This window comes from Haloferax sp. Atlit-10N (assembly GCF_003586325.1).
Taxonomy (GTDB): Archaea; Halobacteriota; Halobacteria; order Halobacteriales; family Haloferacaceae; genus Haloferax; species Haloferax prahovense.
This window is the reverse complement of record NZ_PSYX01000001.1, coordinates 1,325,056-1,341,101: the sequence shown is the minus strand read 5'-3', so window position 1 is coordinate 1,341,101 and position 16,046 is coordinate 1,325,056. Positions and strand designations below refer to the sequence as shown.

At 67.6% G+C, this 16,046-nt stretch carries 11 protein-coding genes; 6 read left to right on the top strand and 5 right to left on the bottom strand.

Annotated features, from left to right (window positions below):
• Positions 1-15: 15 nt before the first annotated feature.
• Positions 16-1,173, bottom strand: a complete 1,158-nt coding sequence (locus C5B91_RS06965) for a hypothetical protein (RefSeq protein WP_008093700.1) — start codon at positions 1,171-1,173, stop codon at positions 16-18.
• Between the two features lie 127 nt (positions 1,174-1,300).
• The gene (locus C5B91_RS06960) at positions 1,301-3,652 is read right to left on the bottom strand and encodes a DEAD/DEAH box helicase (RefSeq protein WP_115819281.1); all 2,352 of its coding nucleotides are present in this window, start codon (positions 3,650-3,652) and stop codon (positions 1,301-1,303) included.
• 106 nt (positions 3,653-3,758) lie between these two features.
• Here C5B91_RS06960 and C5B91_RS06955 point away from each other — a divergent pair, with 106 nt between their 5' ends.
• The 4 genes from C5B91_RS06955 (at position 3,759) to C5B91_RS06940 (ending at position 7,036) form a co-directional block, all read left to right on the top strand.
• Positions 3,759-4,190 (top strand): DCC1-like thiol-disulfide oxidoreductase family protein, encoded by a 432-nt coding sequence (locus tag C5B91_RS06955; protein ID WP_008093698.1) that lies wholly within the window; start codon positions 3,759-3,761, stop codon positions 4,188-4,190.
• A 22-nt stretch (positions 4,191-4,212) separates the two neighbouring features.
• On the top strand, positions 4,213-4,806 hold the full coding sequence (locus C5B91_RS06950) for a DUF123 domain-containing protein (RefSeq protein ID WP_233514190.1): 594 nt from the start codon (positions 4,213-4,215) through the stop codon (positions 4,804-4,806).
• Positions 4,807-5,040: 234 nt separating this feature from the next.
• On the top strand, positions 5,041-5,829 hold the full coding sequence (locus tag C5B91_RS06945) for a winged helix-turn-helix domain-containing protein (protein WP_008093695.1): 789 nt from the start codon (positions 5,041-5,043) through the stop codon (positions 5,827-5,829).
• 70 nt (positions 5,830-5,899) lie between these two features.
• A complete protein-coding gene (locus tag C5B91_RS06940) occupies positions 5,900-7,036 on the top strand; it encodes a pyridoxal phosphate-dependent aminotransferase (protein ID WP_008093693.1) in 1,137 nt (378 codons plus the stop codon).
• A gap of 44 nt (positions 7,037-7,080) precedes the next feature.
• Here C5B91_RS06940 and C5B91_RS06935 read toward each other — a convergent pair whose 3' ends face one another.
• The 3 genes from C5B91_RS06935 to C5B91_RS06925 form a co-directional block, all read right to left on the bottom strand.
• Positions 7,081-7,869: a CBS domain-containing protein gene (locus tag C5B91_RS06935; protein WP_008093691.1), complete on the bottom strand. Its 789-nt coding sequence runs from the start codon at positions 7,867-7,869 to the stop codon at positions 7,081-7,083.
• 160 nt (positions 7,870-8,029) lie between these two features.
• Positions 8,030-11,110 (bottom strand): FAD-binding and (Fe-S)-binding domain-containing protein, encoded by a 3,081-nt coding sequence (locus tag C5B91_RS06930; protein ID WP_115819280.1) that lies wholly within the window; start codon positions 11,108-11,110, stop codon positions 8,030-8,032.
• Positions 11,111-11,289: 179 nt separating this feature from the next.
• Entirely contained in the window at positions 11,290-13,002 is a 1,713-nt protein-coding gene (locus C5B91_RS06925) for an L-lactate permease (protein ID WP_049968544.1), read from the bottom strand.
• A 373-nt stretch (positions 13,003-13,375) separates the two neighbouring features.
• On the opposite strand from C5B91_RS06925, the gene C5B91_RS06920 reads away from it, so the two are divergent.
• Both C5B91_RS06920 and C5B91_RS06915 read left to right on the top strand, forming a co-directional pair.
• Positions 13,376-14,017, top strand: coding sequence for an HTH domain-containing protein (locus tag C5B91_RS06920; RefSeq protein WP_008093685.1), 642 nt, complete (start codon positions 13,376-13,378; stop codon positions 14,015-14,017).
• A 122-nt stretch (positions 14,018-14,139) separates the two neighbouring features.
• On the top strand, positions 14,140-15,975 hold the full coding sequence (locus C5B91_RS06915) for an Nramp family divalent metal transporter (protein WP_008093683.1): 1,836 nt from the start codon (positions 14,140-14,142) through the stop codon (positions 15,973-15,975).
• Positions 15,976-16,046 lie beyond the last annotated feature (71 nt).

Here is a 16,046-nt window from a genome sequence, read left to right as displayed (position 1 = left end):
TCAGCCGTCGGTCAATCAGTCGTCAGCCGGCGCGGCGGCCCGCGGCGCGGCGAGGGCGTCGAGGCAGTCCAGCCAGTCGCGCATGTGCTCGCCGACGTAATTGAAGAAGTCGCCGTTGCGGTAGTCGGACCAGTCGCCGTCGGCGAGGGCGTCGGCCATCGCCTCGAAGACGCCGGCGTAGCTGTCGGCGTCGTCGCCGACCGCGTCGACGACCTCCCAGAGGTGCTCGTTGAGTTCGAGGCCCGGCACCTCGTTGTTGAGGTCGTCGAACGTCGGGCGGGCGGCCTTGTTGTGCTCGCAGAGCGGGTAGCCGGTGAGCACGTCCTTGCCGAGCACGTCGGCGGCGCGCTTGAGGAACACGCCCGACCAGATGTCGTCGAAGCGGCCGACCTCCCACTCGTTGTCGTCCATCGGGAGCTGGTAGAACGCCGGGATGACCTCGCGCTCGAACGCGAGGTTCATCGAGCAGACGGTGAGGTACTGCCCCTGTTCGGCCACGAAGTCGCCGTCGAAGTCGTCGAAGTCGGTCCGGGTCTGGGCCTGTCCCTCGAGGTCGCCGTCCATCAGGATGCGGACCGCGTCGAGGTCGGGGACGTTCGTCCACAGCCCCTGCGAGGCGACCACGTCGCGGAGTTCTCGCGTCCCGGTCTCGACCGTCTCGTCCATCGCCGAGTAGGGGTACCCGCGGGGGTACAGCCCGTGCTCGTCGGCGTTCTGGTAGAGGACGTTCACCCAGCGCTCGTCGCTCGACACCGACTCCACCTCGTCGGTGCGGTCGAGGTTCGCCATGTGGCGGCCGAAGAAGTCCCACTCGTCGTGCGGGAGGGTGTCGTCGTCGATGAAGACGCCGTAGTCGAACTCGGGGTGCGCCCACATGTACAGCAGGCCGAAACTCGTCTGGGCGTGGCTGGCCGCCGGGACGAGATGCGAGTACTCCGAGACGTCGTGTTCGTCGTACCACTCCTCGCGGGCGGCCCCGTCGAAGACCGCGCCCGAAACGCCCTCGTCGTCCAGCATCGACTCCATTCCCTCGGCGTCGCAGAAGTCCTCCGTGACGAGGAGGACGAAGAGCCGGTCGAGGTCGAACCCGTGTTCGCGCGCGTTGTCGAAGTACGACCGCATGCACTCGTACTCCCGAATGGTCGGGACGACCACACAGATGTCCGCGTTCATTGCTCCTATGAATTTAGGCTTCCCAAAAATAGCTGTTGGTTCCGAATAGCGGGCCTGAAATGGCGATGTAGTGATAATTAGTTCGGCGGGTCGGCGAGGGCGGGCGATTCACGCCCGTCTCGCTGCTTCAGGCTCGCGTTCCCGTCAGCGACTCCAACAGCAGGACCGCCGTATCCTTCGCCAGCGGGTCGTTCGCGTTCCCGCACTGCGGCGACTGCACGCAGGAGGGACAGCCGTCCTCGCAGTCACAGTCGGAAATCAGTTCGGCGGTCTGTCGCATCAGTCCCTCGGCGATGTCGTAGCCGGCGCGCGTGATGCCGACCCCGCCGGGGTGGCCGTCGTAGATGAAGATTGTCGATTGGTCGGTGTGGCTGTGGTACGGCGTCGAGAGCCCGCCGATGTCGCCGCGGTCACAGAGGAGCCGGAGCGGAAACAGCGAAATCATCCCGTGTTCCGCGGCGTGGATGCCGCCGTTGAAGCCGTAGTCGCGCCCCTCCGCGCGGTCGCTCGATAGCTCCCGCATCTCCGCTTCCACGTCGCCGGGGACGGTGAAATACAGCGCCTTCGTTCGCAGGCTCGTCTCCGGCAGGTCGAGCAGTTGCTGGCCGATGGTCGTCCCGCGCTTCGGGTCGCGACGCTCGAACCCCGTAATCTGCTTGCGCATCGTCACCTCGGCGAACCGGACCTCCACGTCGGACCGCGTCGACAGCGGCTTCGACAGGATGTCCCGTTCGACCGTGATGTGCTTGTCGTGGAGAACGCGGGTGTAGTAGTCCGCCCACGTCGGCTGGAGTCGTGCCACGTCGCGGTCCAAATCGAGCTCCGCGACCTCGTACGTCTGTCCCTGATGGTGGTAGACCGCGCCGGGATGGGCGTCTCGAAGCGCGTCGTCGAACGCCAGCGTGGCGATGGTCTCGTCGTTCCGCGAGTCCATCAGTTGGACCTCGCGGTCGGTGATGGTCCGGAGGCTCATCGCGTGCTGCGGGCTCTCGCTTCCGTCGTGGGTCCACCGGAGCCCCTCGTCCGTCTCCCGGCGCGCCAGCGTTCCGTCGGCTTCGAGGCCCGAGACGACGCCGGGGAACGACCCGCCGAAGTACGACTCGTCGCCGGTCGAGAGCCAGTTCTCGGCGGCGGCGCAGGCGACGTGCGAGGGGAGCAGGTGGTCGTTTTCCGGGTCCGAGACGGCCCGCTCGGGGTCGCCGTCGAAGAACTCCGCGGGGTGGTTCAGCAGGTACTGGTCGAGTTGGTCTTCGCCGCCGACGAGGACGACCAAGGCGGGCCTATCGCCGCGACCCGCCCGTCCGGCCTGTTGCCACGCGGACATCCGCGTGCCGGGGTAGCCGTCGATGAGCACCACGTCGAGCCCGCCCACGTCGACGCCGAGTTCGAGCGCGTTGGTGCTCCAGACGCCCGTGATGTCGCCGTCGTGCAGGCCGGCTTCTATCTCCCGCCGCCGGTCGTGAGTCAGGGAGGCCTGATACGCCGCGATTTCCCCCGCGAGCGCGTGTTCGCCGCGGCTTCTGAGGTCGCTCGCGCTCTCGGAGGCGTACCGTTCGGCCGCCTGTCGGGCGCGGGTGAACGCCAGCGTCTGGTGGCCGCGGGCGACGAGGTCGACGAAGAGGTTCTTGGTCTCGACGTGGCCCGAGTGCCGCCGCCCCGACCCGCCGGCCTCGGGGTTCTCGTACTCCGGCGGGTTCCACAGGAGCCAGTTGGTCTCGCCGGTCCCGCTCGTGTCCTCGTCGACGAGCGCGAAGGTGTCCTCCCGCTCGCCCGTGATGCGCGCGGCGTGCTCGACGGGGTTGCCGATAGTGGCCGAACAGCAGACGAACTGCGGGTCGGAGCCGAACCGCTCGCAGACGCGCTTGAGCCGACGGAGGAGCAGCGCGACGTGGCTCCCGAACACCCCGCGATAGCCGTGGACCTCGTCGATGACGACCGTCTCCAGCGAGGAGAAGAACCACTCCCACAGCCGATGGGCGTGCGGGAGAAGCGCGTAGTGAACCATGTCGGGATTCGAAAGTAGGACCGTCGGCATCCGCTTTCTGACCTCGCGCTTTTCGGACTTCGACAGCCGGCCGGTGTACTGGTCGACCGAGACGCGGCTGCCGAAGCCGAGGCCGCGAGCGAGGTCCGACAGCGTGTCGAGTTGGTCGGCGACGAGCGCGTTCTGCGGGCCGAGATAGAGCGTCCGGCCGCCGTGGTCCATCGCCCGCTCGAACGCCGGCACCGTGTACGCGAGGCTCTTGCCGCTGGCGGTCCGCGTCGCCAAGACGACGTTGTTCCCGTCGCGGACCGCCTCGACCGCCTCGGCCTGATGGCGGTAGAGTCGGTCGATGCCGCGGTCTTCGAGGGTCGACGCCAGTCGCGGTTCGAGGTCCACGTCGACGAAGGCGGGCTCGCGCGCTTCGAACCGGCGGTGAGACCGAATCTGCCCCTCGTAGTACGGTCTGGTCCGGAGCCACTCGATGAGGTCGTCCACGCGCCTACTGCGGACGTGGCCGCCCTAACGCTGTCGCAGTTCTGAGGTGGTAGCACGAGCCACGGTAGCCGCGCCGTTTTTGTTCTTCGCGTCCCGACGGAAGCGCATGAACGAATCCGCGGACGCCGTCCTCATCTACGACGGTGAGTGCGCCTACTGCTCGGTCGCCGCGTCGGCGCTGAAGCGCCTCGACGACGTGGAAGCGATTTCGTGGTACGACGACGCGGCGCAGGCGTTCCTCGACGCCCAGTTCGCGGACGTGCCGTTCGCTATGGTCCTCGTCGACCGGCGGGAGAGCCGCGTCTACGCCGGCCGCGCCGCCGCGAAGGAACTCACCGACCGGGCCGGGATGCCCGGCCTCCTCGGCAGTCTCGTCCGCGACAACTACGACAGAATAGCGAAGGTCGTCGGCGCCGCCAGCGGTCGCGGCCGCGACCCCGACGACGTCCACAGCGTCTACGACCTCGACGCCGACGCGGCCGAGCTGTTTTCGTCCCTCCTCGACAACGCCGAACCGCGACCCGCCGAGCTTTCGTAGTCGGGGCGACGCACTCCGACCGATGACCGGCCCGAAGAACTCGACCGACGACGACCCGAGGAACTCGACCGACGACGACCCGAGGAACTCGACCGACGACGACCCGAGGAACTCGACCGACGAGAATCCGACAGTCCACACGCTCGACCCCGCCGTCCTCGGCACCGACGACGACCCGCTGGCCCTCGGTTCTCGGTCGCCCGCCGGAACGTACGCGCTGGTCTTCGACGCGCCCGCGGCGACCATCGACGTCGGCGCGTTGGGCGAGCACCGCGTTTCCGCCGGTGCCTACGTCTACGTCGGGAGCGCGTTCGGAACGGGCGGATTGCGACGCGTCCTCCGCCATCGGCGCGTCGCGGCCGGCGACCACGACGCTCGCCATTGGCACGTCGACTACCTCGGCGGCCATCCGGCCGTCGAACTCGCGCGCGTCGTCTGCGTTACCGACCGCGACGTGGAGTGCGCGGTCGCGACCGAACTCGCGTCCTCGCTCGGTTCGACCCCAATCGAGGGCTTCGGCTCGTCGGACTGTTCGTGCGACGCGCACCTCGCGCGCGGTGACTCGGTCGAGACGGCGACACCGCTCGTCGAAGCAGCATTTCGAAGCAAAATGTGAAGGGGGATGTCTCCCCCCTCTGACGCCCGAACCGGACCGGGCACCCCGGTTCGGACGAAAAGCCGGTTGTCAGAGGCACCCCGGCATACCCTCATACTGCTGCTACACGCTTTACTTCACCCATCGCATCACTCAGTCATACCGTGACTTGGCATATATAAATACGATGTTTCTTTATATTCTTGTGGCCGATTCTCCTGTTCTTTAAGTAGTACGACGTTCATGTAGCTCGACATGGTTCGGTCCGAGGCTGACGAGGTGTTCGACGTGCTCGCGTCGCGGGCTGACGTGCTCGAGGCCGTCGTTCGCCAGCCTCGGACCACCGCGGAACTCGTGAGCGGGCTCCCAGTGTCGCGCTCGACCGTCGACCGCGGCCTCCGCGAGTTAGAGCGCGCGGGCTTCGTCGAGACGAGCGACCGCGTCCACCGCCCGACGCTCGCCGGGCGAATGGCGCTCGACACGTACTCGAACTTCGTCGAGTGTTTGGACGACATCGACGCGGCCGCCGCAGTGCTCGACTCGCTCGATTCGGACGCGCCGCTCGCGCCGGTCTTCCTCGACGGCTGCGAGGTCGTCGCCACCGATGACGGCCTCGGCCCCGTGCTCTCGAAGCTCACGTCCTTCGTCGAGGGCTCGACGTCGATACGCGGCCTCGTCCGCGGGGCGCTTCCCTCGCAGGTCGACGCCTACCACCGGGCGGTCGTCGAAGACGGCACCCCGGTCGACCTCGTCGCCACCGACGACGTGGTCCAACGGCTCGTCACCGCCTATCGGCCGCAGCTCGCCGAGGCGTGGTCGGTCAGCTCCTTTTCGCTCCGGTCGGTCGAATCGCTTCCCTACAGTCTCGTCGTCTCCGACCTCCCGGACGGCCCCGTCGCGTTCCTGGTCGCGTACTCCGAACGCGGCCTCGCGGGCGTCGTCTACAACGATTCGCCCGCGGCGGTCGCGTGGGCCAGAGAGCGCATCGAAGACTGTCGGGCGGACGCCTCGTCGCTCCCCCGACCGCCGGTCGACGGGGGCTGACGACCCCGCGGCCGCGGCCGATGTCCGCGAGACCCCAACGACTTACGGGAGCCACCGCGAAGGAGTCCCAATGACGACGACGTTCCCCGAAATCCCCTATCTGGAGTGGATTGTCGACCGGGCGGACGAGGCCGCCCACGACCTCGCGACGAGCGACCTCGGGTCGTCCCGGCGCGGCGACGACCTCGTCCCGCCGGTTCTCTCCGGTCGCTCGGACCCCGAGGACGCGACGCTCGCCGGCCAGCTCGCGGCGCGCTACGGCGTCTCCGAGTCGTCGGTCCTCGTCACCGCGGGCGCGACGAACGCGAACTTCCTCGCCGCCTGCGCGCTCCTCGGCCTCGCGACCGGCGAGGAAGACGCCGAAGAAGAAGACGACGAGCCTGACGCCTCGCGCCCGCAGGTGCTCGTCGAAAAGCCCGGCTACCAGCCGCTCGTGGCTACGTCCGAAGCGCTCGGCGCGCGCGTCGACCGCTTCGTCCGCCCGCCCGAGTACGACTACGAACTCGAACCCCACCGCCTCGACGGGGCCTCGACCGACGCCTTCGCCTACGCCATCGTCACCAACCGCCACAACCCGTCCGGCAAACTCACGCCGCGCGCCGAACTCGCCGAGGTCGCGTCGGCCGCGGCCGACGCCGGTGGCTACCTCCTCGTCGACGAGGTGTACGCGCCCTTCGTCGACCCGGCCGCCGACGGTCCCTTCGGAGGTATCACGGCGTCGGGCCTCGACAACACCGTCGTCACCGGGTCGCTGACGAAGTTCTACGGCCTCGGTGGGCTCCGAGTCGGCTGGATTATCGGCCCCGAAGAAGTCGTCTCCCGCGCCCGCTCGGCGTCGATGTACCTCCCCGCGGTCGCCGAGCCGAGCACTACACTCGCCCGGCGCGCGCTCCACCACGGCGACGAGATAGAGGCCGCCGCCCGCGAACACCTCTCGGCGAACCACGACCTCCTCGCCACGTTCGTCGCCGAGCGCGACGAACTCGACGGCCGCATCCACGCCGGCGGGACGTTCGCCTTCCTCGACCACGTCTCCGCCGACGGCGACGCGGTCGCCGACGCCGCGTGGGACCGCGGCGTGCTCGTCGTCCCCGGTCGCTTCTTCGACGCGCCGGAGTCGTTCCGCATCTCCCTCGGCGGCGACCCCGAGGCGATGGAAGCCGGACTCGCCGCCTTCGGCGACGCGCTCGACGACCTCGCCGAGTAACTCGGCCACCGCTCCGACTCGTACCTCCCGGCGGCGCTTCCGGTCTACTGCTCGGTCTTCTCGATGAGCGGGTGCTGGAGGTAGTCGTTGACCTCCACGTCCGCGAGCGACTGGAGGCCCCCGACGCGGGCCATCCTCCGCAGGCCCAGTTCGTCGACCTCTTCCGGGGAGACCGAAAGGACGTGCGCGAGCATCCGGTCGATATCGAGGCGTCTCGCCGCCATCGCCCGGTGGTGGCCGTCGACGAGGAGCGTCTCGGCTCCGTGGGAGACGACGATGAGCGGCTCCGCGAGACCGTTCTGGAGTTCGTACTTCCGGCCTTCGAGTTCGTCGCCGTACACCTCTCGCTGAGTCGGAATCAGCGAGTCCACCTCGACTTCGCGCTCGGCGACACTGATTGACGCGTCGTGGGTCCGTTCGAGCATCTCGCGGGTGCTCTGGACCTTGGAGGGCGTCGTCCGCTCGATTTGGCTCCGCACCGCGTCGCCGTTCGAAAAGAGGCCGAGCAGCACCCGGTCGTCGTCGACAACGGGGAGGAACTGGTGGCCGGTGCGGAAGATGACGCGCGCGGCGTTCTTCACCGTCATCTCCGGGCGGACGACCACGAGGTCGCGGCTCATCACCGACTCGACCCGCACGTCGCCGTTGACCTCCAAGAGGTCTATCGCGCCGACGAACCCGAGGAGGTGGTCGTCGCCGTCGACGACCGGGAGGCCGCCGTACTGCGGGCCGGCCTTGAGTCGGTCGACCACGTCGGTGACCCACGCGTCGGGCCCGACGGTCTCCACGTCGGTCGTCATGTACGCGTCGACGCGAACGTCGTCGAGTTCCATCGGTGTCATTGGTGGTTCACTCGCATCTCGGTCGTCCCGCGGTTGACCGCGGAGCGCCCTAAACGTATCTGCGACGAAAAACGAGGTGGGACGACGACCGGCGTCGCGTCCGAGTCGGGCCCGCGATGCGCGCCGTCGGAGCGCCGCCGCGGCGTCCGCGTTACGCGTCGATGGCGCGCGCGAGCACCTCGACCGGGTGCGGCGGATCGTCGTCCGCGCCGTCCATGTCTTCGAGTTGGGTCCGGCAGGACGCGCCGGGGGCGACGACCACGTCGCCGGGACTCTCGGCCACTTGGCCTTCGAGGATGTTCCCGATGGCCTTCGACATGGAGTAGTGTTCGGCCTCGTAGCCGAACGAGCCGGACATCCCGCAGCACGTCGAGTCCAGCGGGTCCACCTCGAAGCCGGCGCGGCGGAGGACGCCCACCGCGTGGTGGTCCTTCTTCGTGGACTTCTGGTGACAGTGGCCGTGGTACGTCAGGTACTCATCCTGCGGGAGGAACGACAGCGACTCGTCGAGCCGGAACGCGTCGACGTACTCCATGACGCCGTAGGCGTTGGTCGCGACGGTCTCCACGTCGTCGCCGGAGAGCAAGTCGAGGTAGTCCGACTGGAACATCACCGCATCGGAGGGTTCACAGAGGACGATATCCCATCCCTCTTCGACGTAGGGCGCGAGGACCTCGACGTTCTGCTCGGCGTCGGCGCGGGCCTTGTCGAGAAAGCCCTTCGAGTGCGGCGGCCGACCGGAGCCGGCGACGCCCTCCGGAATCCGAACGTGGACGTTCGCGGCCTCCAGCGCCTTCACGGCGGCCTTGCCGACCTCGGGGTGGTTGTAGTTCGTGTAGGTGTCGGGGAACAACAGCACCTTGCGGTCGGCCTGCGCCTCGGTGATGTCGGCCGACCCGCGGCTCTCGAACCAGTCCACGAAACTCGTCGAGTGGAATCTCGGGAGTGAGCGCTCCTTGGCGATACCGACGGTCTTCTCCATGACCGTCCGCGCGCCCGGCACCTTCGTCGCCGCGTTGGCGAGCGGGGCGAACGCCGACCCGAGCTTCGACAGCGAGTCGATGTTTGCAAAGAGCTTGTCGCGGAGGCTGGAGCCGTTGCGCTGGTGGTACTCGTGGACGACCTCTGCTTTCATCTTCGCCATGTCGACCTCGCTCGGACAGTCCTTCGAACAGCCCTTACAGCCGACACAGAGGTCGAGCACCTCGTCGACGAACTCGTCGGTGAACATCTCGTCTTCGGGGAGCCCGCCGCTCATGGCCTGCCGGAGCATGTTGGCGCGGCCGCGGGTCGCCTGAATCTCCTCTTCGGCGGCGCGGAACGTCGGGCACATGACGCCGCCGACCGTGGACTGCTGGCCGCGACAGCCCGCACAGCCGTGACAGAGTTCGACCATGCCCTCGAACCCGTTGTCGTTGTCCCAGTTCAGCGCCGGTTCGAAGCCGGCCTCGAACTCGTAGTCGGGCGAGAATCGGAGGTTCTCGGTCATGTCGTAGTCGCCGCAGATGTTCCCCGGGTTCAGGAGCCAGTCGGGGTCGAACGCTGTCTTGAGGTCGCGGAAGACGTTCCAGAGGTGGTCGCCGTACAGCTTGCGATTCCACTGGGTCCGCGCGCGGCCGTCCCCGTGTTCGCCCGAGACGGAGCCGCCGTACTTGACGACCAAGTCCGTCACCTCGTCGGCGATGGCCTCGAACGTCTCGACGCCCTCGACCGTCTTCGTGTTGACGAGCGGGCGGATGTGCAGGACGCCCGGCCCCGCGTGGGCGTAGTACGAGGCGAAGGTGTCGTGTTCGTCGAGGATGGCCTGGAAGTCCGAAACGTACGCCGGGAGGTTCTCCGCCGGGATGGCGGTGTCCTCGATGTACGCGATGTGCTTTTCGTCGGTCGTCCGACCGAGGAGAATCGGGAGCCCCGACTTGCGCATCTTCCAGAACTTCGCGCGGGTGTCGGCGTCGTGGGCCTCCATGAAGTCGGTTGCGCGGCGCTCCGTTTCGGTCACCGAGGCCGAGCCCTCGTTGGGGTCGAACTCGGTGCCGGCGGGGTCGATGACGCGGTCTTCGATGAGGTTCGCCACCTTCTGTTTGCCGTCCTCGTCGGAGTCGGCGTAGAACTCCACGAGGAGCGTCGAGTCCGTGCCCTCGGGGAGCATGCCGACCACGTCCGCGAACTCGGCGGTGTCGCGCGCGAGGTCGAGCAGCACGTCGTCCATGACCTCGACGGCCGCCGGCTCGTGTTCGAGAATGGGCGCGACGTCGTGCATCGCGTCGATGACGTCGTCGTAGGTGAGAAGCGCCACCGACGCGGTGTTCGGAATCTCCTCCAGCGAGACGGTCGCCTTCGTCACGATTCCGAGGGTACCCTCGCTCCCGGCGATGAGCCGACCGAGATTGACGCGGCCGGCCTCCCAGTCCTCGTCGATGCCGGTATCGTCCGGCGTGCGGCGCTCGCCGCGCATCTCGTCGACGAGCATGTCGAGGTTGTAGCCCGAGACGTTGCGCTTCAGGTCGGGGAAGCGCTCGGAAATCTCGTCGGCCTCCTCGTCGAGTATCCGCGCGACCCCCGCGTGGACGCGCGCTTCGAGGTCGCCGTCGGGGTCGCCGGACTCGCGGAGTTCGTCGACGCTCACCTCGCCGAACGTCGTCACCGTGCCGTCCGCGAGAACGATTTCCAGCTCTTCGATGTAGTAGTCGGTCTTGCCGTACTTCAGCGAGTGCGAGCCGGTGGAGTTGTTGCCGATTGCGCCGCCGAGCGCGGAGCGGTCGCCCCACGCCGGGTCGGGCGCGAACTTCAGACCGTGGGGGGCGAGTTCCTCGTTGAGTTCGCCGAGGCGGACGCCCGCTTCGGCCGTGGCCGTCCGCGCCTCTGGGTCGATTTCCTCGACGCCGCCCATGTGGCGGACGAGGTCGAGGACGACCGCCTCGTTGACGGTCTGGCCGGCGAGGCTCGTGCCGCCGCCCCGGGGGAGGACGGGAATTTCGCGGTCGGCGCAGTACTCCATCACCGCCGCCACGTCGGCGGTCGAGGTCGGCATGACGACGCCGATGGGGACTTGCTCGTACGCCGACGCGTCGGTCGCGTACAGTGTTCTCGTGTAGGTGTCGAAGCGCACGTCGCCCTCGACGAGGGACTCGAGGTCTTCGACCAGCCCCGGCCGCTCGACGTCGTCGCTGACGTAGTCGTAATCGCCAGCGAGCGCGGGGTCGGTGGCCGGTTCGTGCGTGTTGGATGCCATTGATTAGCTCTGTCGTATGTCGGTTTGCGTGAACGGATAAAGACACCCGGTGACGGGTGTCGGTCCGGGTCGCGCGCGGTTGGTTTGCGCGTCGATTCGCGACCCGAACCGAGTCGGTTCGGTCCGGTTCGAGTCGGGCCGGGACAATTCAGGTCGGTCCTGTCGGGACCCCCGTCCGGTCAGAACACGCCCGGGAACAGCACGTAGCTGAACAGGAGCGTGAGGACGCCGGTCGCGGTCCCGTAGTACAGAAGCGGGATGAGTTCGAGGCGGATGACGCGACCCTCCTCGCCGACGAGGCCGACGACCGCGAGCGCGGCGACGACGTTGTGGACGGCGATGAGGTTGCCGATGGCCCCGCCGACCGCCTGCGCGCCCAGCATGACGGTCTTCGGCGTGCCGATTTGGTCGGCGACGCCGTACTGGAAGGTGCCGAACAGGATGTCGGAGACGGTGTTCGACCCCGCGAGGAACGCGCCGAACGCGCCCACGAAGGCGGCGAAGAACGGGTAGGCACCGCCCGCGATGCCGGCCATCCCCTCCGAGAGGACGATGAGCATGCTGTCGGTGCCCGTCGCGTTACCCGACTGGAGCATTATCTGGACGGTCGCCACGGCGAACAGCAGCGCGATGACCGCCGGCGTGACTTTCTCGATGGTCTCGGCCCACGTCGCTTTGACCGCCGCCGTGTCCATGTCGTGGAGGCCGATAGTGACGAGATGGACCGCGAGGAACACCGCACCGGGCAGGTAGAGCAACTGGAAGTCGCCGGTCAGGTCCGTGCCCCAGATGTTGGCGTACTCGAACACGAGATTCGACGTGAGGAAGCTCGTCAGCGGGTCGAACACGCGGGTGACGACGAGCAGGGCCGCGACGAGGACGTACGGCGTCCACGCCTTCCAGAGCGACATCTGCTGGACGACGCCGCCGTCGGCGGCGACCGCGCCGCCGCGCTCGCTCGTCTCGCCGGGCTGGATGTCGCCGACCCAGTGGTCGGGCCACTCGGTCTGCGGCGCGAAGTCCCACTCCTCGTCGGGGTGGAAGAAGCCGGCCTTGAGCGCGGAGACGGTGAGCAGCAGTCCGACCATCGCGCCGACGAGGCCGGGGAACACCGGTCCGAGGAAGTAGGCGGTCAGGAAGTACGGCACCGAAAAGGACGCCCACGCGAACAGCGTGAGGGGGAGGACTTCGAGCGCCGGCTTGATTGAGCGCTCCTCGCCGAAGAAGCGCGTCATCATGGCGACGCCGATAAAGGGGAGCACGACGCCGACGACGACGTGGTTCATCGCCGCGAAGACGGCGATTTCGGACACCCACTGTTCGACGCCCATGCCCTGCGCGTCGAGCGCGTTCGTGATGACCGGCACGTCGTCGAAGATGTCTATCATCCCGATGATGAGCGGCGTGCCGACCGCGCCGAAGGTGATGGCCATGAGGTTCCCCGTGAGCGCGACCACGACGGCCGCGAGCGGCGGGAAGCCGAGGCCCACGAGGAGCGGGCCGACGATTGCCGCGGGCGTGCCGAAGCCGGCGGCCGCCTCGATGAACGAGCCCATGAGGAACACGAGCAGGACGACCTGCACGCGGCGGTCCTCGCTGATGGAGGCGAAGCCGTTGTTGATGGCGTCGAAGGCGCCCGTCTGCTTGAGCGTGTACAGGAGCAAGATGGCCCCGAAGACGATGTACAGGATGTTCGAGGCGGTGATGAAGCCGTTGATGGTCGACGCGATAACCCACTGCGGCGTCATGCCCCAGCCGAGGACGCCGGCCCCGATTGCGACGAGCCACGCGACGGGCATCGCCCGCGTCGCGGGCCAGTACCGCCCGACCATCAGATAGGCGATGGTGATGAGCGGGAGCAGAGCGATGAGCGCGTCGGTCGCGTTAACCATGCCGCACACCCCCACAGTTCGTTCCAGCCTGTGCCGTTCCAGATTCGTGCCTGATGCGGTGCATCGTGGAATCCGCTACACAACTTTTGTGATAAATATCTATCGTTCGTCGCTATTTATGACATATCTGGTTTCGGTCGTCTTCCCCGGAGTACACAACCCAGTACACTCGTGGATACTGCGCCAAATACGCGGTTAAACGCCGATTTACGGTCTTACATGGTCTATTCTGTCTGTTCGGGTTCGGAGCCGAAATCGAACCCTCGACTCTCGAAACGACCACTTCACACGTGTTTCTCGGCCATAACACACGAATGAATCGGAAGTACACTCGTGTGCAAAGGCTTATGCAGTCGTGTGAAAAGGACATCTCATGGACGATGAGTCTCGCGCGCGCTCCCGAAACGAGCACGGACAGTACGTGGGACGCATCTCGCTGGACGCCGTCTTGGAGGTGTTCGAGGCGCGCGACGACGCGGCCCGTCCGCTGACCGCCACCGACGTGATGGAGGCGCTCGACTGCTCGCGGCGCACCGCGCACAACAAACTGAACGAACTCGAAGAACGCGGCGACCTCGCCACTCGAAAGGTCGGCGCTCGGAGTCGCGTGTTCTGGATTCCGATGGCCGCCGACGCGGACTCGACTGTGGGACGGGCCGCGGGTTCGACCGACCCGGGCTCTTCCCCTGAAACCGCGGTTGCGGGCGAGGCCGACGACCCCGACGGCCTCGACCACCCGCCCGCCGTCTCGTCCGCCATCGAGCGCGCCGACCTGCCGGGGAGCGGCCCGATGCTGGACGCCCGCCGCGAGGCGCTGTCGGCGGCGTACCAGTACCTCACGGACCACCCGGAGGCGAAGAAGGCCGACTTCCTGCGGGACGTGTACCGAGACTACCCCGCCGGCTTCGAGTCCGCCGAGGGTTGGTGGAACGCGATTCAGCCGGCGCTCAAGCAACTGCCCGGCGTCGACCCGCCGGAAGAGCGCGGCCACATCTGGCACTTCCTCGGCGGGTAGTCCGGTTTTCGAACGCGACAGCCACCCTACGAATTTATACACCATCGGGCCACAATCCCGGCAAACGCATCGATGTCAAGGGATTCGCCGTCCGATAGTGCCGTTCCGGGGTGTCTCGTCTCGTGAGCGACGGTCGCCCCGGTTCAGACGCGGACGCGTCCGCGCGGTCGGACGCCCCCGCCGATTCGGACGATTCAAACGGGGAACCCCCGGAGTCCGCCTCCTCGACGGAACCGAGCGTCGCCGGCGGCGACGACGTCTACGCCTCCGAGGTCGAGGGAAAGCAGTACCGCGGCACCTGGTATCTCCCGCTTCGCTACGAGGAGTTGGAGGAGTCAGACGACTCGGAGGACTACCCCGAATCGGGCGAGGGCGGGTCGTTCCGCCTCGCCGACCTCCCGCGGGTCCCTCGCGTCGGACACGTCGTCGGCCCCTCGGCCATCATGCTCGGGGCGTCGCTCGGCAGCGGCGAGACGCTCTTTTGGCCCGTGTTGACTGCGCAGTACGGTTGGGGGGTCTTCTGGGCGTTCGTCGTCGGCGTCTTCACGCAGTTCCTCATCAACACGGAGCTTCAGCGCTGGACGCTCGCCACCGGCGAAAGCATCTTCCGCGCGTTCGCACGCGTGGGGTCGTACTGGCCGTGGGCGTTCCTCGTCGGCGGCCTCATCAGCCTCGGCTGGCCCGGCTGGGCCGCCGGCGCGGCGCAGGTCGCCACGACGGCGCTCGGACTGGACGGGTCGGTCGCACTCTTCGGCGCGTCGCTCGCGACGTGGAAGCTCGTCGCCGCCGTCCTGATGGGCGTCATCTGGCTGTCGTATCAGGTGTCGTCGGTCATGTACAACGCCGTCGAGGTGTTCCAGATCGGCCTCCTGTTCGTCGCCATCGGCGCGGCTCTGCTGCTCGTCGCCGTCACCGGCTCGTGGGTCGAGTTCGCCGACCTCCCCGCGGCCGCGGGCTCGGTCGGGACGCTCCCCGAGGGGCTCGACATCGCGGTCTTCCTCGGCGGCCTCGCCTTCGCCGGCGCGGGCGGCTACCTGAACCTCTCGCAGAGCCTCTGGATGCGGGAGAAGGGCTACGGTATGGGCAACTATCAGGGGCGCGTGAAGAACCCGCTCCGCGGCGACGACCCCGAACCCATCGAGCGCGACGGGTTCGCGTTCCGTCCGACTCTGACGAATCTCCGTCGGTGGCGCGGCTGGTGGCGCGTCGTCCAACTCGAACACCTGCTCACGTTCGTCCTCGGCTTGCTCCTCGTCGCCCCCGCGCTGATGAGCGTCGCCATCCGCTACGCGTCGGGGTCGACCGCCAACGCCATCCAGATGTGGCTCGGAGACGTCGTCCCGCTGCTCGGCCCGGTCGGCTCCGTTCTCGTCTTCGCCGTCCTCTTCGTCGCGCTGTTCACCACCGAGTACGCCATCGTCGAGTCGTTCGTCCGCAACAGCGCCGACGCCCTCTACGAGTCCTACGGCCGGGAGGCCGGCTGGGACCTCCCGAAGCTGTTCTGGCGGCTCCTCACCGCCTTCTGCGTCTGGGGCGTCGTCATCATCCTGCTTTTCTCCTCGCCGTTCGAGGGTCAAGAGCCGTTTTTCTTCCTCGTCGTCGGGGCCGCGATGTCCGGCGTGATGATGTGGCCCTACACCGCGCTCGTCCTCGTGATGAACACGACTCGGCTCCCCGAACACGTCCAACCCGGCTGGGCCCGCGTCGTCGGTATGTGGTGGGCAACGGGCTTCTACGGCTACTTCAGTGTCCTCCTCATCGGGACGTGGCTGACCACCGTCGGTCTCGAGACGTTCCGGACGGTTCCGACGGTCCTCGGGAGCGGCACCGGCGGCTACCTCCTCTGGGCTGGCTACTTCGTCGTGCAAACGTACGCGGTGACGAAGTCCACCGCCGGTAAGCGCGAGGCGGCCGGAACGGTCGCCGACGCGGACGAGGCGGCCGGCCGGTTCCCCTAACTCTCATCCTTCATAATTAACCGACAGCGAGGTGTCTGAACCCGAAGAACGATTATGTAGAACGCGCTAGC

Bases quoted from the DNA above. Each gene is read 5' to 3' on its own strand.
- C5B91_RS06965 (WP_008093700.1), bottom strand. From the start codon at position 1,173: ATGAACGCGGACATCTGTGTGGTCGTCCCGACCATTCGGGAGTACGAG.
- C5B91_RS06955 (WP_008093698.1), top strand. From the start codon at position 3,759: ATGAACGAATCCGCGGACGCCGTCCTCATCTACGACGGTGAGTGCGCC.
- C5B91_RS06950 (WP_233514190.1), top strand. From the start codon at position 4,213: ATGACCGGCCCGAAGAACTCGACCGACGACGACCCGAGGAACTCGACC.
- C5B91_RS06945 (WP_008093695.1), top strand. From the start codon at position 5,041: ATGGTTCGGTCCGAGGCTGACGAGGTGTTCGACGTGCTCGCGTCGCGG.
- C5B91_RS06940 (WP_008093693.1), top strand. From the start codon at position 5,900: ATGACGACGACGTTCCCCGAAATCCCCTATCTGGAGTGGATTGTCGAC.
- C5B91_RS06935 (WP_008093691.1), bottom strand. From the start codon at position 7,869: ATGGAACTCGACGACGTTCGCGTCGACGCGTACATGACGACCGACGTG.
- C5B91_RS06930 (WP_115819280.1), bottom strand. From the start codon at position 11,110: ATGGCATCCAACACGCACGAACCGGCCACCGACCCCGCGCTCGCTGGC.
- C5B91_RS06925 (WP_049968544.1), bottom strand. From the start codon at position 13,002: ATGGTTAACGCGACCGACGCGCTCATCGCTCTGCTCCCGCTCATCACC.
- C5B91_RS06920 (WP_008093685.1), top strand. From the start codon at position 13,376: ATGGACGATGAGTCTCGCGCGCGCTCCCGAAACGAGCACGGACAGTAC.